This window comes from Salegentibacter flavus (assembly GCF_900115145.1).
GTDB lineage: Bacteria > Bacteroidota > Bacteroidia > Flavobacteriales > Flavobacteriaceae > Salegentibacter > Salegentibacter flavus.
In genome coordinates this window covers 1-21,153 of the sequence record NZ_FOVL01000033.1, presented here as the reverse complement: position 1 = coordinate 21,153, position 21,153 = coordinate 1, and the positions used below count along the sequence as shown (strand labels likewise).

Here is a 21,153-nt window from a genome sequence, read left to right as displayed (position 1 = left end):
CATGTGTTAGGCCTGCCGCTAGCGTTCATCCTGAGCCAGGATCAAACTCTTCATCGTTGTTTCTTAATATAATAACAACTATCCAAAGTTTGCACTCAAAGACGACTATTCTAGTCTTAATTCTAAATTATTTGTAAATAGTCTCTCTCAAGATTTCCGCCTTCGCGGAAATGACTCAAGCGACTATATACGCGCTGTCAATTCAATAAATCAATGAACTTAAAACCCCACTCTTTAAATCATTCCCCCTTCGGGGGAACAGGAAGGGGGCTTCCTTCTTGTTGAAATTAAAGGACTCGAACCTCTCTTTTTTGCTACCCACCCGGGATTTCCTGTCAATATTTCTTCGTGAACTCCGCCGCCAGTCTCGCTGAAAGCGGCTGCAAATATACAACTGTTTTTCCTTTACTACCAAATAAAATCTTTGGAAAATTTTAAAGTAAATCTCAGTCTCAAAAGAACGCCTCGCTAGCTGTTTTTGCGGATGCAAATATACCAGGCTTTTTCTTTATGGCAAGAAAAAAGTTTTATTTTTTTCATCACCCCGAAAAAGCTCGCAAAACCTCCTCTCAATCCACGTTGTTAAAGAACTCCCGCCTAATCCACAACTCTCGTTATCCTCGTAAGCGGCTGCAAATATACAGGGCTTTTTCAGCCCAGCAAGTAAAATTTAAAAGTTTTTTAAAGAAATCTTAAAGCGATATTTTAAGCACTTAGAAACCAAAGACTTTAGTCGTAAAAAAGTTGAAATAATTTCAGAATAAATTAAAAAATTCAAATTATCAGCTACTGCACCCGCTGACGAGGCCTCTTCCATTTATCGGTAAGTTCCACATATTTAAAGTCCAAAGCCGTAGCCTGAGGCTCCAGGACCTCCTGATTAAAGGAACGTTGCAGAATATCTTCTATAAGGTAATCTTCATGGTTGTTATGAGGGTCATATTTTTCTTTAAGCGAAATCTCAAACAAACTAGCCGTGGTATTATACCAGAAGGCCCGCCAGCCACTTTTTAGATTTCTCACCAAATTAAAGGCTGTGGTGCCGGTTTGGCGGTGAATAAGTTTCACAAGGATCTGACCTTCGGTGTGAGTGAGCTTTTTCAATTCGGTTGAAAATTCATCTTCGATATAATCCTGGACAATTCTGGTATAGCGTTTCCGGTCGCTCTTAGATTCGATCTCATCCAGCCTGCTGTTTAAAGAAACCAGTCTTTCAGAAGCCAATTTGGCATAAGGATAAACCTTCCTGGTTTTTCTCCTTAATATAAGGTAACGTCTTCTTTCCTGAAGATTGTCGAATTTGAGATCCTTAAGGATAACTACTTCATCAAGGTCTATAGCCTCGCGAGGAATGGTATCTCCCAATATAATCATATACCGCTTCTGCAGGGTATCCACTTCAGTAGTGTCCTCCTGAGAGAACAGTCCGGCACTCATTAAAAAAAATAGTATGAAAAGCTTTTTTGTCATCAGATATTATTTCGGAAATCATCAAGCCAAAATCATTCCAAATTTAATGAATCGCGAGTTGTCATCCGCCTAAATCTTCTTAAATTCGTCCAAATTTCAAACAATATGGATAAAGGAAAAATACTGAATAAAAAATCCATGGATTTCCTGGAGAAATACCTTAATAATGCTGCCCCAACCGGTTACGAAGCTGAGGGCCAGAAGTTGTGGATGAAATACCTGGAACCTTATGTAGACGAATTTATAACCGATATCTACGGCACCGCAGTTGGAGTTATTAATCCCGATGCCGAATTCAAGGTAGTGATTGAAGGTCACGCCGATGAGATCTCCTGGTATGTGAATTACATCACCGATGACGGACTTATATATGTAGTGAGAAACGGGGGAAGCGACCACCAGATAGCCGCTTCAAAACGCGTAAATATTCATACCAAAAACGGAATAGTTAAAGGAGTGTTTGGCTGGCCGGCCATTCATACCCGGGATAAAGAGAAAGAGCAGGCTCCAAAAATGGACAATATCTGTATAGATGTAGGATGTTCCACAAAGGAGGAAGTTGAAAACTTGGGCGTGCACGTTGGCTGTGTTATTACCTATCCAGACGACTTCTTTATTCTGAATGAGGATAAATTTGTATGCCGTGCCCTGGATAACAGAATCGGTGGTTTTATGATCGCACAGGTGGCGCGTTTATTAAAGGAAAACAAGAAAAAATTGCCTTTTGGATTGTATGTAACCAATTCGGTGCAGGAGGAGATAGGTTTGCGTGGTGCCGAGATGATCACTCAACGCATTAAGCCTAATGTGGCCATAGTCACCGATGTGACTCACGACACCACTACCCCAATGATCGAGAAGAAAACCAATGGTTTAGCAAAGATTGGCGCAGGCCCGGTAATCGCTTACGCGCCGGCTGTTCAAAATAATTTAAGAGAACTACTCATTGAGACCGCCGAAGAGAAACAAATTCCTTTTCAGCGAGCAGCAAACTCCAGATTTACCGGAACCGATACCGATGCCTTTGCCTACAGCAATGGCGGAGTACCCTCGGCCCTTATTTCTTTACCGCTGCGATATATGCACACCACGGTAGAGATGGTGCACAAAAATGACGTGGAAAACGTTATAAACCTCATCTATGAAAGCCTTCTGAGAATCAAAGAAGGAGAAAATTTCAGCTATTTTAAATAAGGAAGTCTTTTTACTTCTAAAATAAGCCTTTTCTGTTATTAACGGGAAAGGCTTTTTATTTTTCTTTAGTCAATTTTCACAAAGCTTTATTACAGCTGAAAGAGATTTCAGGCTATTTTTATAGAAAAAGCTGCTATGACCATTTCTCCTGAAGAGGTGAACCTTATTTTAGAAGATCCCTATGAGGCGGCGAATCTTGCCAAACTGCGTTATGTTTCAGAGGAGCAGCTTTCCATAAAGCGTAAAAAACAAGGCCGGGGTTTTTCCTATTTTAAAGACGGAGCGAGAATATCAGATAAGGAAACACTTCAGCATATAAAAAAACTGGTGATTCCCCCCGCCTGGAGTGAGGTAAGGATCTCAAAGGCCTGGAACGCCCACCTTCAGGTTGTTGGAAGAGACGAGAAAAACCGGAAACAATATATGTATCATCCACTGTGGTCCAAAATAAGGAACGAAACTAAGTTCTTTAAAATGGCCGCTTTCGGAGAGATCCTTCCAAAGATACGCCGGCGGGTAGATCGCGATCTGGATCTTCCCGAGATGACCCAAAGAAAAGTACTGGCACTTATCATCAGATTAATGGAGGAAACCCACATCAGGATCGGGAACCAATATTACGCCAAAGAAAATAAAACCTATGGGTTATCAACTTTCAGAAGCAGACATATAAAAACCTATAAGGATAAGTTGATCTTTGAGTTTACCGGGAAAAGTGACAAGGAACATAGGGTGAGTTTAAAGAATAAAAAGCTTATAAAGCTCATCAATCAGTGCGAAGAGATTCCCGGTTGGGAGTTGTTTAAATTCTACGATGAAGAAGGTAAGAAGCAAGGCATAGACAGCGGGATGATAAACGAATACATTCACGAGATAACCGGAGATATATTTTCGGCCAAGGATTTCAGGACCTGGAGTGCTTCAAAAATCTTCTTTGAAACCCTGAAAGAGCTCGGTTATACCACTAATGAAAAAGATAGCAAAAAGAACCTTCTGGATGCTTTTGACACAACTGCCGAGGGCCTGGGCAATACCAGAGCAGTTTGCCGGAGCTATTATGTACATCCGCGAATTGTTAACACCTATGAGACCGGCGAGATAGTCCCCTATTTTGAGTCGGTAAAAAAGGAAAGCAAGAAAGACTACGGTTCCCTTTCAGAAACTGAAAAAGCGATATTAAAACTTATAAAAGACTACGAGATCTCCATATAAAAAAGCTGAACCCGGGAAGGTTCAGCTTCAGACTATTTTATTGCTCCTTTTAAGCCTGCTTATCGTAGAACTTAAGAGCCTCAATAGCATCATCAAGGTCTTTTACCTTATTGTCTGAAAGAAATTTTTTCATCGCAGCATCTTTATCGAAGGTTTTTCGGAAATCCCTTGGTCTCAATTTTACCTCCTGAAGCCTGTTATCACCAATTTCAAGATAATATTCCATATCAACCTTAAGGTGAGCGGGCTTATCCTTATCGTAACCGGTTTTCGCCGCCTGAGCCTGAATTACATCGGGTCTCGGCCATCCAAGGAGTTTCACATTATCACCTTCATAATAGCTCACAAAATACCCCTCCAAAAGTTCCCCGTCTTCAGTTCTTTTTGAATCGATAAAATAGGTATAATCATCTATAGTATAGGTGATTTTTTTTATGCGGGGTAAGACGTGAATATCTTCCTGCAGCTTATTTAACTTTATCTCCATAATACCTTCTACAGCATTATAACGCAAGAAAGCGGGTTGGGCCCTACCCTCTTCATCCAGAATAGCTCCTTTTTTAAATTCTTCATCAACAAATGGGGTTCCTGTAAAACCTTCAGGTGTTTTTTTATAAACAGAAATCGTCATTCTATCATTGAGGACGTTTTGGCTATTGATTTGGGAGTAGGCATTAAACCCAAAAACAACAATTAAGCTAAATAAGAGAAATCTCTTCATATCTTTAAAGTTTTAGATGTTTTAATAAACAATCAATTATTGTTCCGTCTTTTAACAAGGAGTTAAGATATAAAAAATATCTGGTGTAATTGAATTCCGGAATATCCTGTCGTGGCTAAATCCGGCATCTTAACTACTAAGAGCTTTTTAGCCACAAGAAGAGGTTGTTCAAAAAGTAAATGAACTCTTTAAACAACCTCTCTAAATTTAAAATTAAAGGTGATTAACCTCTTTCGCTTATAATCTCGTCCACGATCTCAGGGTTGAGTAAGGTAGAGGTATCGCCAAGGTTTTCGGTTTGTCGGGAAGCGATCTTTCTAAGAATCCTTCGCATGATCTTTCCGCTTCGGGTCTTAGGCAGGGCACTTACAAACTGAACGATCTCAGGTTTGGCAATAGGCCCTACTTTTTCAGAAATGGACTGGTTTATCTCTTTTCTCAGGTTTTCACGGTCACGGCTTTCTCCAACTTCTTTCAGAATAACATAAGCATAAAGTGCGTTTCCTTTGATCTCGTGCGGGAAACCAACCACTGCAGACTCTGCTACTGCCGGGTGCTCGTTGATGGCATCCTCGATAGGGGCGGTACCAAGGTTATGGCCAGAGACGATAATCACATCATCTACCCTACCGGTAATCCTGTAGTAGCCTACCTCGTCCCGCAAAGCACCGTCTCCGGTAAAATACATATTCTTAAAAGTAGAGAAATAGGTTTCGCGGTACCGGTCATGATTGCCCCAAATGGTACGTGCCATTCCGGGCCAGGGAAATTTAATACATAGTCTTCCTTCAACCTGGTTGCCTTTAATTTCCTCTCCTTTTTCATCCATAAGGGCCGGTTGCACCCCGGGGAAAGGCAAAGTAGCATAGGTTGGTTTAGACGGGGTAACATAAGGAATTGGGGAGATCATTATGCCACCGGTTTCGGTTTGCCACCAGGTATCTACAATAGGACTTTTCTTCTTCCCGATATGGTCGTTATACCAGTGCCAGGCTTCTTCATTAATGGGTTCGCCTACAGAGCCCAGAACCTTTAGCGAAGAAAGATCGTATTTCTCTACAAACTCTGAGCTCGTTTTAGCCAGCGATCTTATTGCCGTTGGGGCGGTATAAAACTGATTAACTTTGTGTTTTTCCACGATCTGCCAGAATCGGCCTGCATCGGGATAGGAAGGTGTTCCTTCAAACATCACGGTAGTGGCCCCATTGGCAAGCGGGCCGTAAAGAATATAGGAATGCCCGGTGATCCAACCAATATCAGCGGTACACCAGTACACATCATCTTCTTTATACTGAAAAACATTCTTAAAGGTATATGCGGTATACACCATATATCCCCCGGTAGTATGCATCATCCCTTTTGGTTTTCCAGTTGAACCGGAAGTATAAAGGATGAACAGCGGATCTTCAGCATCCATAATCTCTGGAGCACATTCATCTGAAGCTTCATCCAGCAGAGGCTGCAGCCATTCATCCCGCCCCTCTTCCATATGGATATCGCTGTTTATGCGTTTTGCAACCAGAACATTCTCTACACCGGGACAGTCCTTAAGGGCTCCATCAGCGATGCCTTTAAGGTCTATGGTTTTACTGCCGCGATAGGAACCATCGGCTGTGATCATTATCTTACAGCCGGAGTCATTGGTGCGTGTGGCCAGAGCTTTTGAGGAAAAGCCCGCAAAAACCACCGAATGGATAGCGCCTATTCTCGCGCAGGCCAGCATGGCAACAGCAAGTTCAGGTATCATCGGAAGGTAGATACAAACCCGGTCTCCCTTTTTAATGCCTTTCTCTTTGAGCACATTGGCAAATTTATTCACCATTTTATGTAGCTGAAGATAACTTATATGCCTGGCTTCTTCTGAAGGCTCATTAGGTTCCCATATGATCGCGGTCTTGTCACCACGGGTAAACAAAAAACGATCAATACAGTTTTCAGTGATATTGAGTTTGGCATTTTCGAACCATTTTACTTCCGGCTTAGAGAAATCCCAACTCAATACATTATCCCAGCGCTTCCGCCAGGTAAAATGTTCTTCGGCGACTTCTTCCCAGAAATTTGCAGGCTCCCGCACCGATTTCCGGTAAACCTGAAAGTATTCCTCTAAATTCTTAATATGATAATTACTCATAGTTTAAATAAAAATATTGATGATGTTATAGTATGTTTTTAAAGTTGTTTAATGATGTTCCCGGCAATTTATAAAATTACTATGGAATTCCATTAAAAAACCACAAGCCTTAACAAGGAAATTTTAAGAATAAAGGATAATTAAGGGAGAAATAAAATAAACCTAAAAAGAAGACCTGAAAAAACACTACTTGACAAATAGCTGATCTTTCAGGCCTTTAAATATATACAGGGAACTATTTTAAATAGTCGAGAACATTTTTCTCAATACGGGCTTCGATATCGCTGATGTCGCTTTTCACAAATTTCTCTCCGGTGATATTTTCAAAGAGTTCGATGTATCGTTCTGAAACCGTAGTGATATAGGAATCGCTCATTTCAGGCAACTGCTGCCCTTCTTTTCCCTGGAAACCTTGCTCAATAAGCCATTGTCTTACAAATTCCTTGGAAAGTTGTTTTTGAGGCTGACCATTTTTCTGACGTTCTTCGTAACCATCGGCATAGAAATAACGGGAAGAATCGGGCGTATGGATTTCATCGATAAGCACGATCTTTCCTTCAGAAGTCTTTCCAAACTCATATTTGGTATCCACCAGGATGAGTCCTCGTTTTGAAGCGATCTCCGTTCCGCGCTGAAACAATTTTCGGGTAAAGTCTTCCAATACCGCATAGTCTTCAGCAGAAACAATTCCGCGGTTTAGGATCTCCTCTTTTGAAATATCCTCATCGTGGTCTCCCTGTTCAGCTTTGGTGGCAGGAGTAATGATGGGTTCGGGAAATTTATCGTTTTCCTTCATATCTTCGGGAAGAGCAACCCCGCAAAGCTCGCGTTTACCAGATTTATATTCCCTGGCGGCATGCCCTGCCATATACCCACGAATCACCATCTCTACTTTAAAAGGCTCGCATTTTTCACCAATGGCCACATTGGGGTCAGGGGTAGCCTCCAGCCAGTTGGGCACGAGGTCTTCAGTATCTTTCATCATTTTAGTGGCAATCTGATTTAAGATCTGCCCCTTGTAAGGAATACCCTTAGGCATGACCACATCAAAAGCCGAAAGCCTGTCTGTAGCTACTATAACAAGTTTGTTATTCTGCAGGCTGTAAACATCTCTTACCTTTCCTTTATATACAGCTTCCTGGCCGGGAAAATTAAAATTGGTTTTCGTTATGGTATTCTTCATTAATTCAGATTAAAAAATTAAGACCCAAAACGGGCCTGTATGTTCGTTATTTATTCAGTATGTTCTATTTCTTTATATGCGGCGATGACCTTTTTAACCAGTTTATGCCTTATCACATCCTTATCATCAAGGTAGATTATTCCTACTCCTTTTACATCTTTTAGGATCAATAAAGCTTCTTTTAGTCCGGAAATTACTCTTCGGGGCAGGTCGATCTGCCCGGGATCGCCAGTGATCATAAATTTGGCGTCTTTACCCATACGGGTCAGAAACATTTTCATCTGGGCGTGAGTGGTATTCTGGGCTTCATCCAGGATCACGAAGGCATGGTCAAGGGTACGGCCACGCATAAATGCCAGGGGCGCGATCTGGATAATTCCTTTTTCAATAAAAGTCTCCAGTTTTTCGTGGGGGATCATATCCCTTAATGCATCATAAAGTGGTTGCATGTAAGGGTCCAGTTTTTCCTTAAGATCACCCGGGAGAAACCCCAGGTTTTCTCCGGCCTCCACGGCCGGCCTGGTAAGGATGATTCGCCGCACCTGTTTTTCCTTGAGGGCTTTTACGGCCAGGGCCACCCCGGTGTAGGTTTTCCCGGTTCCGGCAGGTCCTATAGCAAAGACCATATCGTTCTTTTTAGTAAGTTCTACCAATTTTCGCTGATTGGCGGTCTGAGCCTTAATCATCCTGCCGCTAACTCCGTGAACCAAAACATCTCCACTTTCAGCTGAAGTTTGATACTCCTCTTTGCTTTCGCTGGTAAGCACCCTTTCAATTACATTTTCATCCAACTTATTATAGCGTGCAAAATGATCCATCAGCATAGAAAAACGCTCATCGAATTCCTCCAGCATCTCTTCATCTCCAAGAACCTTTATCCTGCTACCCCGGGCTACGATCTTGAGCTTGGGAAAGTACTTTTTTAAAAGTTCAATATTCTCGTTATGGTTTCCAAAGAATTCCCTTGGATTAATTTCGGAAAGTTCAATTACAATTTCGTTCAAATGCCAGGAGTTTTAGTTGGTTGGATATCGACTACATTTTAAAATATTTGTAAATATTTTACTCTTTAAAAACACGCATTCAATTCTTGATAAATACCGTGTTTTTAACGGGATTTTAAAAGGGGATTAGACAAAATAAATTTTATCTTCGCCTTATACAAACTTACACAAAATAAGCTCTTAGAAGTTAAAAAAATATTAACAATAATCTATGGCCATCATTACTTTAACTACCGATTTTGGAGAGAAAGATTACTTCGCAGGAGCGGTTAAAGGGGCAATTTACACCGAGTTGGAACAACAGGTGAGAATTGTTGATATTTCCCATTCGGTTTCCCCGTTTCATATTAGCGAGGCTGCCTATATTATCAGGAATGCCTACAATAGCTTTCCCAAAGGAAGTATACATATAATCGGTATCGATTCAGAATTTACGCCAGAGAACAAGCACCTGGCCGTGTTGCTGGACGAGCATTATTTTATTTGCGCCAACAACGGAATCTTATCCCTGTTGGCTTCAGAGATCAAACCCGCAAAGATCGTAGAAATCAACATTCACGACAAGTTGCAATCCAATTTTCCGGTGCTTGATGTGTTTGTGAAGGTGGCCAGTCACCTGGCACGGGGCGGTACCCTGGAGGTGATTGGAAAAAGCATAAACGAGATCAAATATCTCAAGGAGTTTGAGCCCATAATCAACACCGATAAAAACCAGATCGTAGGCCACGTGATATATATAGACAACTACGGAAACGTGATCACCAATATTTCCCGAAAGCTTTTTGACCAGGTAGGGAAAGGCCGCAAATTCAAGTTGAGCGCAAGGATGGTTGGATTTGAAAACATCCATGAGTCATACAGTGGCTGGATCAATTTTGAACAGGAAAGGGAAAAACGCGGGGTTGAAGACGGGAAAAAGCTGGCGCTATTCAATTCGGCGGGGTATATCGAACTCGCTATTTACAAAAGCAATCCTTCTACCGTGGGTAGTGCTTCAACTCTCTTTGGGCTGGAGCTTCGGGATACGGTAACCATAAATTTTCAATAATCTATGCTGATAAGAATCGTAAAAATGGGCTTTGATCCCGAAAAAATTGAAGATTTTCTGGCTAATTTTGAAGCCAATAAAAATAAAATCCGAAATTTTGAAGGTTGCAGGCACCTGGAATTACTAAGAGATAAAGACAATACAAACCGGTTTTTCACGTATAGTCACTGGAACGATGAAGCCGCATTGGATAAGTATCGCAATTCAGAACTTTTTAAAGGCATCTGGACAGAAACGAAAGTTATGTTCAACGAAAAACCAGAGGCCTGGAGTGTGGAGAGTGTAGAGAGTCTGTAGACCATAGTCTTTAGTCTTTAGACGATAGACGTTAGTCATTAGACGTTGGATTCAGATTAGAGAGTGGAGAGTTTGTAGTTGGCAGTCGATAGACGTTAGTCTTTAGACAGAATGAAAAACCGAGAACTGATAACTGACAACTGTTTTAATGTTAGCAATTTTAAACAAAGAAATACAATCTTTTTTTTCCTCTCCTATCGGGTATCTGGTGATAGGGATATTTTTAGTGGCCTGTGGATTATTTCTATTCATATTCCCGGGGGAATATAATATCCTGGACAGCGGTTTTGCCGATATCAAGGCGTTCTTTAATCTGGCACCTTGGATCTTTATCTTTCTTATTCCTGCCATAAGTATGAAGAGTTTCGCTGAAGAAAAAAGGCAGGGGACTATGGAGCTTTTACTCACCCGTCCCATAGGATTTGGACAGCTTGTTTTAGGCAAATATTTCGGGGCACTGCTACTGGTTATCCTGGCGATAATTCCCAGCTTTTTATACCTAATCACTATTCACCAACTGGGGAACCCCGTGGGAAACTTTGATGTGGGTGCGACCCTGGGTTCTTACTTAGGGCTTATTTTTCTTGCCGGCTGTTATACCGCTATCGGTATCTTTTCCTCCTCCCTTACACAGAATCAAATCGTGGCTTTTATCATCGCAGTTTTCCTGTGTTTCCTGAGCTATTTCGCTTTTGAAGGCATTTCTTCGGCAAGTATTTCGGGCGGAAATTACGGGCTGGAATATCTTGGGATTAGCTATCACTACCAGAGCATAAGCCGTGGCGTTATAGACAGCCGGGATGTGATCTATTTTATAAGTTTTATTTTCCTTTTTCTGAAGCTCACCGAAATCAGACTTAAAAACCTACAGCAAAAATCCTGATGAAACACAGCAATACATATAAATCGCTTGTTATCCTCGTTCTGGCAATTGCAGTGGTGAATTGGCTGGCATCAGAATTTTTTACCCGTTGGGACCTCACCGAAGATAATCGCTATACCCTCTCCCCTGCCGCGCTGGATATTATTAACGACGTGGAGGAACCGGTAATTATAGATGTTTTTTTGGAGGGACAATTTCCGGCGCAATTCAGAAGATTGAGGAATGAAACCAGGCAGATGCTGGAGGAGTTTGCCGCCTATAACCACAATATTAAATTCAATTTCACAGACCCCCTTGAGGAGGAAGGGGACGCGGAGGCCATTGCCACTGAATTCTACGAAATGGGGATGACCCCGGCAAGGATATCCGTGCAGGAGAGCGGGAAAAGTTCGGAGGAACTGATCTTCCCCTGGGCGCTGGCCAATTACGGGGACAAATCGGTTAAAATTCCTTTGCTCAAAAGTCAGCTAGGGGTTTCAGATGAGGAGCTGGTCACCAACTCAGTACAGCAACTGGAATACGCCTTTGCCGATGGTTTGAGCAAACTTATCTATCCGCGGAAAAAGAAAATCGCCGTAATGCGCGGGAACGGGGAACTGCCCGATGCCCGGATAGCCGATTTCATCAGGAGCCTGCAGGATTATTATTTACTTGCTCCCTTCACCCTGGATTCGGCTGCGGTAAATCCTGAGAAAACTCTGGAGGATCTAAAAAAATACGACCTCATTATCGAGGCCAAACCTACGGAAGCATTTTCTGAAGATGAAAAATATATACTGGACCAATACACGATGCAAGGCGGGAAATCTATCTGGCTGACCGAAAGTGTAGCGATGGAAACCGACAGTTTACTAAACCCGAGCGGGACCGCCCTGGCCTACCCTCGAGACCTCAACCTGGGCGATATGTTCTTTTCTTACGGAGTGCGTATCAACCCGGTGTTGATCAACGACATTTATTCGGCGCCAATTATCCTGGCCTCCGGAAGCGGGAACAATACCAGGTTCAATCCTTATCCCTGGTTTTACAGTCCGCTTAGCGCTTCGCCCAACGACCATCCCATCATCAGCAATATCGAAGCGGTAAAGTTTGAATACGCCAACCAGATAGACACCCTGAAAAACCAGGTAAAAAAGACCATCTTGCTAAGCAGCTCGCCACAGTCTAAAGTGGAAGGCACGCCAATGGAGATAAGTTTAAATATGGTGGGCAAAGAGCCCAATCTTGCCAGTTATAATGCAGGGGAACAGCCACTGGCGGTTTTACTGGAAGGGGAATTTACTTCGGCATATAAAAACAGGATCAAGCCTTTTAAGGTAGATTCCGACCTGGAAGGCAGCAAAGAAACCAAAATGCTGGTCATCGCTGATGGGGATGTGATCAAGAACGAATTGCAACGCGGAGAACCCCTGGAACTCGGATTTGAACGCTATACCGGAAACACCTACGGGAACAAGGAATTCCTGATGAACGCGGTGAACTATATGCTGGATGACACCGGACTTATAGACATTAGAACCAAGGAGATAAACATCGCCTTCCTGGATCAGGAAAAAGCTTCAACAGAACGCGAAAAATGGCAAGTGATTAATTTGGCAGTGCCTTTAATCCTGCTTACAATCTTTGGTTTCGCCTTCAATTTCTTCAGAAAAAGAAAATACGTGAAATAGCGCAAAGCCTTCCGCAGAGAATCCCTTCCGCAGAGAACATATTAACAATTTCAATATTAAGAGTATTCATAATTCCTTGTTTTAAAGCAAATTACAGGCTTTATTCAATATTTTGATGTTAATAAAAACTCGCCGGGAAGCGGGGGATTTTTAATGGATTGAAATATATTTGTAACTGATTCTAATTAATCAAGAAAAGCCGATGAAATTTATTGTATCCAGCAGTTACCTGCTGAAACAGCTTCAAATACTGGGCGGAGTAATTAACAATAACAACACCCTCCCTATTCTAGACAATTTTTTATTTGACCTTAAGCAGGATGAACTTACGGTATCTGCTTCAGACCTGGAGACGACGATGTCTGCCAAGCTAAAGGTGGATTCAGATTCTGAAGGGAAAATCGCGGTACCCGCGAAACTGCTTCTGGACACGTTGAAGACCTTTCCGGAGCAACCGCTCACCTTTGTAGCTGAAGATAACAATACCATAGAACTTAGTTCCAACCACGGAAAATACGCCCTGGCATATGCACAGGGAGAGGAATTTCCGAATCCTGTTGAGCTGGAAGATCCCAGCAATACAAGAATAGAAGGCGATATTCTTGCGACCGCCATTGCAAAAACAATTTTCGCCTCTGGGAACGATGACCTTCGCCCGGTGATGAGCGGGGTTTTCTTTCAGTTTTCTTCTGAAGGCCTAACCTTTGTGGCCACCGATGCTCACAAGTTGGTGAAATATTCCCGGGAAGATGTTACCGCCAATCAATCGGCTGAATTTATTATGCCGAAGAAGCCTTTAACACTTTTAAAAAGCATTTTGGCAGGAAGTGAAAGCGAAGTATTGATCGAGTATAACGACTCCAATGCGAAATTTACCTTTGATGATACCGAGCTTGTATGTAGATTAATCGATGGAAAATACCCGAATTATGAAGCGGTAATTCCGAAGGAGAATCCGAATAAACTAACAATAGAGAGAAATCAGTTTTTAAGCTCTGTGCGCAGGGTGTCTATTTTCTCAAATAAAACAACGCACCAGGTACGACTTAAAATCGCCGGGGCCGAATTGAATATTTCTGCGGAAGACGTAGATTACAGCAACAAGGCCGAGGAACGCTTAACCTGTTCATATCAGGGGGATGATATGCAGATAGGTTTCAACTCGCGTTTCCTAACCGAAATGCTGAATAACCTGACTTCAGATGAAGTTCAACTGGAGATGAGCCTGCCAAACCGTGCGGGAATCCTCACTCCGGTAGACGGACTTGATCCGGGAGAAAAAATCATTATGCTGGTAATGCCAGTAATGCTCAATAACTAAATCCCCTTAGCCCCCAAAGGGTGTTACAAATAATAAAGAAAGCCATCAGTTGTTAAAATCTGATGGCTTTCTTTATTATTATATTTTTCTATTTATTTCAGTATCTGGATAGTAAATGGGTAATGTGGCATTTCTCCGTTGCTGACCTTGATGGCGTTTACTATTGGTAGCACTAACATTATTATCGCGATCACGAGTAGAGCTATGAGTCCAAGGCCCAGGAGAAAAATGAGAGGTACGGCGATAATGCTGTAAATGAACATGCTTATCTGAAAGTTCAGGATCATCTTGCCGTGGTGGTCCATACCCGCTACTTTGTCTTTTTGAGTTAACCACAGAATTAGCGGTACAAGAAATCCGCCGATTCCTGTTACCAGGTCCAGCAACTGACTAAGATGGGTTAAAACAAGCATTTGATTATCTTCTCTCATGACGTAGTATTGAGTAATTAGTATTTGGTATTGAGAAGTTGGAAATTCAACTCCTGTATAAATAAGACGTGCGAAAAATAAAAATGTTACAATTCCGGGTTTTGTTAATTTTCTTCTAGCACCTTTGGAGAGGGCTACAGGGCAACCTATCTTTGCGCTATGAAAATGAATGACACCATAGTGGCACTGGCGACTCCTTCGGGAGCCGGGGCTATTGCAATAATAAGGGTTTCGGGACCTGAGGCAATGGAGATCGTAGCTCCGATTTTTAAGGCCAAGAGTAAAAAACCTCTTGAAAAACAGCCCACACACACTTTACATTTAGGAAATCTGGTGGATGGTGAGCGCACTTTAGATGAGGTTTTGGTCTCAGTTTTCAGAGGATCGAAATCCTATACCGGGGAAGAAACTTTAGAGATCTCCTGCCACGGGAGTCCGTATATTCAGCAGGAGATCATTCAGCTTCTGATAAGAAAAGGATGCCGCTCTGCCGAAGCCGGAGAGTTTACTATGCGTGCCTTTTTAAACGGAAAAATGGACCTGAGCCAGGCCGAGGCCGTAGCCGATCTTATTTCTTCGGAAAATCAGGCCAGCCACCAGATGGCGATGCAACAGATGCGAGGAGGTTTTTCCAGTGAGATCCACAGGCTAAGACAGGAGTTGCTGGACTTCGCTTCCCTGATAGAACTGGAGTTAGACTTTTCAGAAGAAGATGTGGAATTCGCGAACCGGGAGCAGTTTAAAGACCTCATAGCTAAAATTCAGCAGGTACTTAAAAGGCTTATCGATTCCTTTGCCACAGGAAATGTATTGAAAAACGGAATTCCCGTCGCCATTGTGGGGGAACCAAATGTGGGGAAATCTACTTTGCTCAATGCCTTGCTCAACGAAGAACGCGCCATAGTTTCAGAGATCGCCGGTACTACCCGGGACAGTATTGAAGATGAGATGAGTATTGGTGGGGTTGGCTTTAGATTCATCGATACGGCGGGGATACGGGAAACCCAGGATGTGGTGGAGAGCATCGGAATAAGACGGACCTTTGATAAGATCAGTCAGGCGCAGGTAGTTGTGTTTCTGCTCGATTCTGAGAAATTTAAAGTTCAAAGTTCTACCCCCTCATCTCCCCCTGAAAAGGGAGAATTTACAGAGCTTCTAAGGGAGATAGAAAAGATAAAGAACAAATTCCCACAGAAGCCACTTGTCATTATAGCTAATAAAATCGATCAACTTTCCGGGGAAGAAAGGAAGAAACTAAGCGAAACCCTGAACCGGATCGAAGGCTCGAGTTTGCAATTGCTTTCAGCGAAAACAGGAGAAGGCGTTGAAGAGCTGAAAATGAAGTTGCTGGAATTTGTGAATACGGGTGCCTTGAGGAACAACAACACCATAGTCACCAACAGCAGGCATTACAACGCCCTGCTAAAAGCCCTGGAGGAGATCAACAAGGTAGAAGACGGGCTTAACAACAATCTTTCAGGAGACCTGCTAGCCATAGATATCAGGGAAGCCCTGCATTACTTTGGTGAGATCACCGGTGAGGTCACCAACGATGAGTTACTGGGGAATATATTTTCTAACTTCTGTATTGGTAAATAAATCGGGTATTTTATTTGATACCAAATGATATCAAATAACACCAAAATATTATATTTTAAAGGGCTTAAGAGCCCTTTTTTAGTTTACCTATTTTCTCTTTTATAGCCTTATTTATCCCCGAATATGTACCTCATATGTACCTCGTTGTTAAATTTTGCATTTCGGGGTACATATTTTTGTACCTCATTTATATTTTTATATATCTTTGTATAAATTAGACAGTTATGAAAATAAAACTCCGGAAAAAGAAATTAACCACAGGTAAGTACAGTCTTTACATTGACTATTATAAAGGTAGTGCTGTAGATGAAAAAGGAAATCAGAACCATCAACGGGAATTCGAATATCTCAAGCAATATTTATACATAAATCCTAAAAATGCTTCTGAAAAAAAGGAAAATGAAGAAACCCTTTTAAGAGCTGAACAAATATTATCCATCCGAAGAGCTGAATACGCTCAAGGAAAATATGGGATAAAAGATAAATCTAAAGATAAATTACTGTTCCTTACCTATTATGACAAACTCAAAGAAGAGCGATATGAATCCAAAGGAAATTATGATAACTGGGATGCTGCTCAGAATCACATTGAAGCTTATGTAGGCCGGAAAAAAATAACCTTTGAAGACATAAATGAAAATTTTGTAATAGGTTTTAAAAAGTATCTGAACAAAAAAGCAAAGACAAAATCAAATACGCTTTTATCACAAAACTCTAAATACACCTACTATAATAAATTTAAAGCTGCATTGCGTCAGGCTTTTGAAGATGGGTATACAAGACGAAACTTTGCCACCTCCGTAAAAGGTTTTGCACAGGGAGAAACAACCAGAGAATATCTAACCCAAGAGGAACTGCAAGCTATGGCCAAAGCTTACTGTAAGCATCAGGTCCTTAAAAATGCATTTATGTTTAGTTGTTTAACCGGACTGAGGTGGAGTGATATAAACAAGCTTACCTGGCTTGAGGTTAGAGATGAAGACGAAGGAGCACGATTGATTTTTAAACAAAAGAAGACTTCAGGACAAGAATATCAGTATATCTCCAATCAGGCAAGACAACTTTTGGGCAAAAAGAAAAGAGAAAATGACCGTGTATTCCAGGGGCTAAAGTATGGAGCTCATTTTAATGCCGAAATTCTCCGCTGGTGCATGCGTGCGGGAATCACAAAACACATAACCTTTCATAGTGCCAGGCATACTCACGCAGTATTACTATTGGAATACGGAGCAGATATTTATACCGTTTCCAAGGTCTTAGGACATAAAGAAATAAGAACGACTCAAGTATATGCCAAGATTGTAGATAAGAAAAAGAAGGAAGCAGCTAACTTGATTCCTGAGCTCGAAATGGACTATGAGTTTTGATATTATCAAATATCTCACAACGATAGGTTTCATATATATTTATGGGAGGTTAGTACTTCATTATGGTTCCTTTTTTTTAAGCTATATGCTTGATCAGGGCGTATACTGGAAATCAAACTTTGAAAAACCAAGACTTCTTTTTCTTGGCTTAGGTTTGGGGCTAATGCATCTTATGGCATATTCCTTGAATTCCATTGAAGCTAATAGTTCATTTTTGCCGGTCATTATCCTAATCGTTTTTTCTCTAGGCTTCTACCTTTCAATTATTCCGTGGACAGATAAATTCAAAAAGAATGTCCAGAATCAAAAATCAGTTAATTCTTTAGAAACGAACAATAACTTTAATCTGGTTATTTCAGATGATCAACTCAAAATGTTATATCAGGGCCTAATGAGGTATGATCTTTTGAATTCCGAAAAAACCAGCCTACAGGATTTTAAAAATGTGCTCACTAAAAATTGGGACGATCACAATTCCAAAATCCAGCTAAATATGGATGGCCCAAGCACTCGGGAATTTTATGATCATCTATCAAAGGCATTCCCAAATAACACAATGACTATGAAGGAACTGTTTATTAACTCGAAATTAATATTACGCTCGGATGGTAAAAGATATAATTACAATACGCTGAAAAATGCACTTTCCAGGACACCGGTTTCAAAAAATAATGAAATACTAATTTCAATTTTTAAGAGATTAAAGTAAGCCTGGTCTTGATAAAAATTAATATTTGGGGATTACGATCCCTATAAATATCGATATTTAGGGATTACAATCCCTAAAAATAGCTATATTTGGGGAATACAATCCCTGAATATGATAAAAAGAGTTTTAGAAGATAAAATAATAGATCGTTTTGGAACTGGAAAAGTAATCTTGCTTATTGGTCCAAGACAGGTTGGAAAAACCACTCTTTTCAATAAACTACTGGAAGGAAAAGATTATTTATTTTTAAATGGGGACGATCCAACAGTTAGAAAGCTACTTTCAAATCCTAACCTGGAGCAGCTCAAAAATATTATAGGTAGGCATTCTATAGTATTTATTGATGAAGCTCAACGAATAGAGAATATTGGAATAACTCTTAAACTAATTACTGATCAATTAAAATCGGTACAATTATTAGTAAGCGGATCCTCTGCTTTCGAATTAAATAACCAAACTCAGGAACCCCTGACCGGAAGAAAATGGGAGTATCGCCTTTATCCCATTTCCTGGTCAGAATTCGAGATGGATGTCGGTTATTTAAAAGCCGAACAACAATTAGAATTAAGAATTATTTACGGCATGTACCCGGATGTAATTAATAATCTGGGAGACGAAAAAGAAGTTTTAAAGCAATTGACCGATAGCTATTTATATAAAGATATTTTAAGCTACGGTGGGATTAGAAAACCAGAAGTATTAGAGAAACTTTTAAGAGCTTTGGCATTTCAAATTGGTAGTGAGGTTAGCTACAATGAATTATCACAAATATTGGGAATTGATAAGAAAACTGTAGCTGCCTATATTGATCTACTCTGTCAGGCATTTGTAATTTACAGACTTCCTAGCTTTAGCAAAAATTTGAGAAACGAGATTAAAACTAACCAGAAAATATACTTTTACGATACCGGGGTCAGGAATATGATTATTGGTAATCTAAATCCTCTGCAAAACAGACAGGATAAAGGTAATCTTTGGGAAAATTTTTTAATTACTGAAAGGCTGAAATCCATGGCTTACAATTCTTCTTTGGCCAAGGGTTATTTTTGGAGAACGGTTAGCCAGCAGGAAATCGATTATGTAGAAGAAGACGCGGGAATAATAAAAGGCTATGAGATAAAATGGAATTCAAAAAACAAAGTGAAAATTCCGAAAATTTTCTCAGATACATACAAAGCTGAAGTCCAGATAATAAATCACGAAAATTTTAGAGATTTTTTGAAATAGTGATCTCTCCATCATATTAACCTCTTTTGTCTTTTTTTAAATTATTTAAAGCTGATAGAATAAAAACATGTCAATTCGCGATTCGCGAATCGCGAATTGATATATTTCCTTCTTACCATTGGTCTCTATAATAAAATATAGTTTTACGTGTTCATTTTTTTTTCTTGTTCAGGTACAATGAACAGGCTGATTTTATGAACAAGTTTCCATATTCCTGTTTAATGATTTTGGTGATCTCATAGAAATCTAAGAACACCTCTCCTATAGCAAGCCGGATAGTACCATATTCTAATTGGAAATCTCATTCCTTGATAAAATTGCTGTTATATGCTTTCACGTATAATAATAGGGTTTACCAGAAATTTATATGTGATGACATATAAAATTGAGCTTTTATCCCCAATCTCTAAATTGAATACCTACTACAAATTTACATACCCGGTATTCAAAGCATACATTCTCCCTCGTTTCCCTTCTTAAATTGCACCTAGAATTTAACTAACAAAAGCGCTTTTGTTCATTTTTAACCTTTAATACTTTTTAAAATGAACGAACTGAAGATTTTAGAACAACTTGATCGTATTGAAAATTTAGTGCGTACAAGTAAAAACGTGCTTTCACTTGAGGAAGCCAGCGACTATACAGGTATCTCTAAAAGCTATCTGTACAAATTAACTGCCCGGGGCGAAATACCCTTTTCTAAACCCAGAGGGAAACGAATCTACTTCTCCAGGGAGAAACTAGATGATTGGCTGCTTTCTAACCAAAGCAAGTCCAGGGAAAAAATTAAAAATGAAGCTCTCGATTATGCTTTCCGAAACAGGAAACCCCGGTATTAAATTGACTTGATTATGTCTGAGCAGAAAAGCCTCTATGGGGTAAAAGAACGGAAGAAGAAAACGGTGTATGATTCCATCTATGAATATAGTATGGATAAATACGATCTCCGTTATGACAGGACGACGTAACATCGTCTGGGACAGCCCGTGGTTAAAGGGTTTTAACACTTTTTAACACTTACAAACTCCCGATTAACTCAACATCTTTTAGATAACTTATTGAATTTCAGTGTGTTTTCGCACTCTATAAATATAATCAATTTAAGTGAAATTTGATTTGAAGCCAAAAATGTATTACAATAATTTGATTCCATTTTATATCAATTAACTATAAAAAAATGCCTGAATAGAATACCCCAAAATAAAATCTTGACCTATAATTTTTTAATGATATCAAAATTTCACGCTAATATCCCTCAATAAAACACTGAATTGAAACAGCGCTTTATTGTTCATCCAGGTCTCAATAGAAGAGGAACTATCCAATTTTGGCAAAACCTTACTATTACTGGCTCTTCAGTGCAAAAAACGGTCATAGTATACCACCCTGGCCGGATTAAAGTGAACCACCTTGGCCGGGACAAAGTGAACCACTTTAGCCGGAGTAAATTGAGCCACTAAAAAATCGATTCTATTTGTAAGAAGCCAAATGTCTTTTTTTGTAAAAAAGACCATGGCCAACAAACAGATAGATATGCGAAAAATAAAACAGATTTTTAGGTTGTACAGCCAGGGCGTCAGTAAACGCCAGATAAGTTCAAGTTTGGGTTTATCACGCAACACCATTACTAAATACATCGCCTTTTTTCAGCGTTACCAGTTTACAAGCTACGAGGTCTCTGCGATG

The 21,153-nt window shown here is 40.4% G+C and carries 19 protein-coding genes; 13 read left to right on the top strand and 6 right to left on the bottom strand.

All coding sequences use genetic code 11. The features are described 5' to 3' along the window. Positions 1-786: 786 nt before the first annotated feature. Positions 787-1,470 carry a DUF4294 domain-containing protein gene (locus BM266_RS16335; RefSeq protein WP_245760480.1) on the bottom strand — a complete coding sequence of 228 codons (684 nt, stop codon included), beginning with the start codon at positions 1,468-1,470 and terminating at the stop codon, positions 787-789. Positions 1,471-1,575: 105 nt separating this feature from the next. Between BM266_RS16335 and BM266_RS16330 the strand changes: the two genes are divergently transcribed. Both BM266_RS16330 and BM266_RS16325 read left to right on the top strand, forming a co-directional pair. After that, entirely contained in the window at positions 1,576-2,664 is a 1,089-nt protein-coding gene (locus tag BM266_RS16330; protein ID WP_093411545.1) for a M42 family metallopeptidase, read from the top strand. A 135-nt stretch (positions 2,665-2,799) separates the two neighbouring features. After that, on the top strand, positions 2,800-3,876 hold the full coding sequence (locus BM266_RS16325; protein ID WP_093411544.1) for a DNA topoisomerase IB: 1,077 nt from the start codon (positions 2,800-2,802) through the stop codon (positions 3,874-3,876). A gap of 49 nt (positions 3,877-3,925) precedes the next feature. Here the strand turns inward: BM266_RS16325 and BM266_RS16320 are convergent, their stop codons facing one another. The 4 genes from BM266_RS16320 to BM266_RS16305 all read right to left on the bottom strand — a co-directional run bounded on the left by BM266_RS16320 (position 3,926) and on the right by BM266_RS16305 (position 8,915). Continuing rightward, positions 3,926-4,597 carry a hypothetical protein gene (locus BM266_RS16320; RefSeq protein ID WP_093411543.1) on the bottom strand — a complete coding sequence of 224 codons (672 nt, stop codon included), beginning with the start codon at positions 4,595-4,597 and terminating at the stop codon, positions 3,926-3,928. Between the two features lie 223 nt (positions 4,598-4,820). After that, a complete protein-coding gene (acs, locus tag BM266_RS16315; RefSeq protein WP_093411542.1) occupies positions 4,821-6,728 on the bottom strand; it encodes an acetate--CoA ligase in 1,908 nt (635 codons plus the stop codon). A gap of 235 nt (positions 6,729-6,963) precedes the next feature. Continuing rightward, positions 6,964-7,911, bottom strand: a complete 948-nt coding sequence (locus BM266_RS16310; protein ID WP_093411541.1) for a phosphoribosylaminoimidazolesuccinocarboxamide synthase — start codon at positions 7,909-7,911, stop codon at positions 6,964-6,966. 50 nt (positions 7,912-7,961) lie between these two features. Then, positions 7,962-8,915, bottom strand: coding sequence for a PhoH family protein (locus BM266_RS16305; RefSeq protein WP_093411540.1), 954 nt, complete (start codon positions 8,913-8,915; stop codon positions 7,962-7,964). A gap of 211 nt (positions 8,916-9,126) precedes the next feature. Between BM266_RS16305 and BM266_RS16300 the strand changes: the two genes are divergently transcribed. The 5 genes from BM266_RS16300 to dnaN all read left to right on the top strand — a co-directional run bounded on the left by BM266_RS16300 (position 9,127) and on the right by dnaN (position 14,134). Beyond that, entirely contained in the window at positions 9,127-9,963 is an 837-nt protein-coding gene (locus tag BM266_RS16300) for an SAM hydrolase/SAM-dependent halogenase family protein (protein ID WP_093411539.1), read from the top strand. A gap of 3 nt (positions 9,964-9,966) precedes the next feature. Next, the gene (locus BM266_RS16295) at positions 9,967-10,260 is read left to right on the top strand and encodes a putative quinol monooxygenase (RefSeq protein ID WP_093411538.1); all 294 of its coding nucleotides are present in this window, start codon (positions 9,967-9,969) and stop codon (positions 10,258-10,260) included. A 148-nt stretch (positions 10,261-10,408) separates the two neighbouring features. Beyond that, the gene (gene gldF, locus BM266_RS16290; RefSeq protein WP_093411537.1) at positions 10,409-11,143 is read left to right on the top strand and encodes a gliding motility-associated ABC transporter permease subunit GldF; all 735 of its coding nucleotides are present in this window, start codon (positions 10,409-10,411) and stop codon (positions 11,141-11,143) included. Beyond that, positions 11,143-12,813 (top strand): gliding motility-associated ABC transporter substrate-binding protein GldG, encoded by a 1,671-nt coding sequence (gene gldG / locus BM266_RS16285; RefSeq protein WP_093411536.1) that lies wholly within the window; start codon positions 11,143-11,145, stop codon positions 12,811-12,813. The genes gldF and gldG overlap by 1 nt, the downstream gene beginning before the upstream one ends. 202 nt (positions 12,814-13,015) lie before the next feature. After that, complete coding sequence (dnaN, locus tag BM266_RS16280) at positions 13,016-14,134, top strand: DNA polymerase III subunit beta (protein WP_093411535.1); 1,119 nt, start codon at positions 13,016-13,018, stop codon at positions 14,132-14,134. A 92-nt stretch (positions 14,135-14,226) separates the two neighbouring features. Here dnaN and BM266_RS16275 read toward each other — a convergent pair whose 3' ends face one another. Continuing rightward, on the bottom strand, positions 14,227-14,565 hold the full coding sequence (locus tag BM266_RS16275; protein ID WP_093411534.1) for a DUF4870 domain-containing protein: 339 nt from the start codon (positions 14,563-14,565) through the stop codon (positions 14,227-14,229). A gap of 159 nt (positions 14,566-14,724) precedes the next feature. Here BM266_RS16275 and mnmE point away from each other — a divergent pair, with 159 nt between their 5' ends. From mnmE to BM266_RS16995, 6 genes are all read left to right on the top strand, one after another. Then, the gene (gene mnmE, locus BM266_RS16270) at positions 14,725-16,164 is read left to right on the top strand and encodes a tRNA uridine-5-carboxymethylaminomethyl(34) synthesis GTPase MnmE (protein WP_093411533.1); all 1,440 of its coding nucleotides are present in this window, start codon (positions 14,725-14,727) and stop codon (positions 16,162-16,164) included. A 224-nt stretch (positions 16,165-16,388) separates the two neighbouring features. Beyond that, entirely contained in the window at positions 16,389-17,531 is a 1,143-nt protein-coding gene (locus BM266_RS16265) for a site-specific integrase (RefSeq protein WP_093411532.1), read from the top strand. Next, positions 17,521-18,240 carry a hypothetical protein gene (locus BM266_RS16260; protein WP_093411531.1) on the top strand — a complete coding sequence of 240 codons (720 nt, stop codon included), beginning with the start codon at positions 17,521-17,523 and terminating at the stop codon, positions 18,238-18,240. Before BM266_RS16265 ends, BM266_RS16260 begins: the two co-directional genes overlap by 11 nt. A gap of 111 nt (positions 18,241-18,351) precedes the next feature. Next, positions 18,352-19,467 (top strand): ATP-binding protein, encoded by a 1,116-nt coding sequence (locus tag BM266_RS16255; RefSeq protein WP_093411530.1) that lies wholly within the window; start codon positions 18,352-18,354, stop codon positions 19,465-19,467. A gap of 545 nt (positions 19,468-20,012) precedes the next feature. After that, the gene (locus BM266_RS16250) at positions 20,013-20,306 is read left to right on the top strand and encodes a helix-turn-helix domain-containing protein (RefSeq protein WP_093411529.1); all 294 of its coding nucleotides are present in this window, start codon (positions 20,013-20,015) and stop codon (positions 20,304-20,306) included. Between the two features lie 649 nt (positions 20,307-20,955). Continuing rightward, a partial coding sequence (locus BM266_RS16995) for a helix-turn-helix domain-containing protein (protein WP_317040985.1) occupies positions 20,956-21,153 on the top strand: 198 nt, incomplete at its 3' end.

What these genes read in the sequence shown, in the direction of transcription:
- BM266_RS16335 (WP_245760480.1), bottom strand. Translation starts at nt 1,470, where the DNA reads ATGACAAAAAAGCTTTTCATACTATTTTTTTTAATGAGTGCCGGACTG.
- BM266_RS16330 (WP_093411545.1), top strand. Translation starts at nt 1,576, where the DNA reads ATGGATAAAGGAAAAATACTGAATAAAAAATCCATGGATTTCCTGGAG.
- BM266_RS16325 (WP_093411544.1), top strand. Translation starts at nt 2,800, where the DNA reads ATGACCATTTCTCCTGAAGAGGTGAACCTTATTTTAGAAGATCCCTAT.
- BM266_RS16320 (WP_093411543.1), bottom strand. Translation starts at nt 4,597, where the DNA reads ATGAAGAGATTTCTCTTATTTAGCTTAATTGTTGTTTTTGGGTTTAAT.
- acs (WP_093411542.1), bottom strand. Translation starts at nt 6,728, where the DNA reads ATGAGTAATTATCATATTAAGAATTTAGAGGAATACTTTCAGGTTTAC.
- BM266_RS16310 (WP_093411541.1), bottom strand. Translation starts at nt 7,911, where the DNA reads ATGAAGAATACCATAACGAAAACCAATTTTAATTTTCCCGGCCAGGAA.
- BM266_RS16300 (WP_093411539.1), top strand. Translation starts at nt 9,127, where the DNA reads ATGGCCATCATTACTTTAACTACCGATTTTGGAGAGAAAGATTACTTC.
- BM266_RS16295 (WP_093411538.1), top strand. Translation starts at nt 9,967, where the DNA reads ATGCTGATAAGAATCGTAAAAATGGGCTTTGATCCCGAAAAAATTGAA.
- gldF (WP_093411537.1), top strand. Translation starts at nt 10,409, where the DNA reads ATGTTAGCAATTTTAAACAAAGAAATACAATCTTTTTTTTCCTCTCCT.
- gldG (WP_093411536.1), top strand. Translation starts at nt 11,143, where the DNA reads ATGAAACACAGCAATACATATAAATCGCTTGTTATCCTCGTTCTGGCA.
- dnaN (WP_093411535.1), top strand. Translation starts at nt 13,016, where the DNA reads ATGAAATTTATTGTATCCAGCAGTTACCTGCTGAAACAGCTTCAAATA.
- BM266_RS16275 (WP_093411534.1), bottom strand. Translation starts at nt 14,565, where the DNA reads ATGAGAGAAGATAATCAAATGCTTGTTTTAACCCATCTTAGTCAGTTG.
- mnmE (WP_093411533.1), top strand. Translation starts at nt 14,725, where the DNA reads ATGAAAATGAATGACACCATAGTGGCACTGGCGACTCCTTCGGGAGCC.
- BM266_RS16265 (WP_093411532.1), top strand. Translation starts at nt 16,389, where the DNA reads ATGAAAATAAAACTCCGGAAAAAGAAATTAACCACAGGTAAGTACAGT.
- BM266_RS16260 (WP_093411531.1), top strand. Translation starts at nt 17,521, where the DNA reads ATGAGTTTTGATATTATCAAATATCTCACAACGATAGGTTTCATATAT.
- BM266_RS16255 (WP_093411530.1), top strand. Translation starts at nt 18,352, where the DNA reads ATGATAAAAAGAGTTTTAGAAGATAAAATAATAGATCGTTTTGGAACT.
- BM266_RS16250 (WP_093411529.1), top strand. Translation starts at nt 20,013, where the DNA reads ATGAACGAACTGAAGATTTTAGAACAACTTGATCGTATTGAAAATTTA.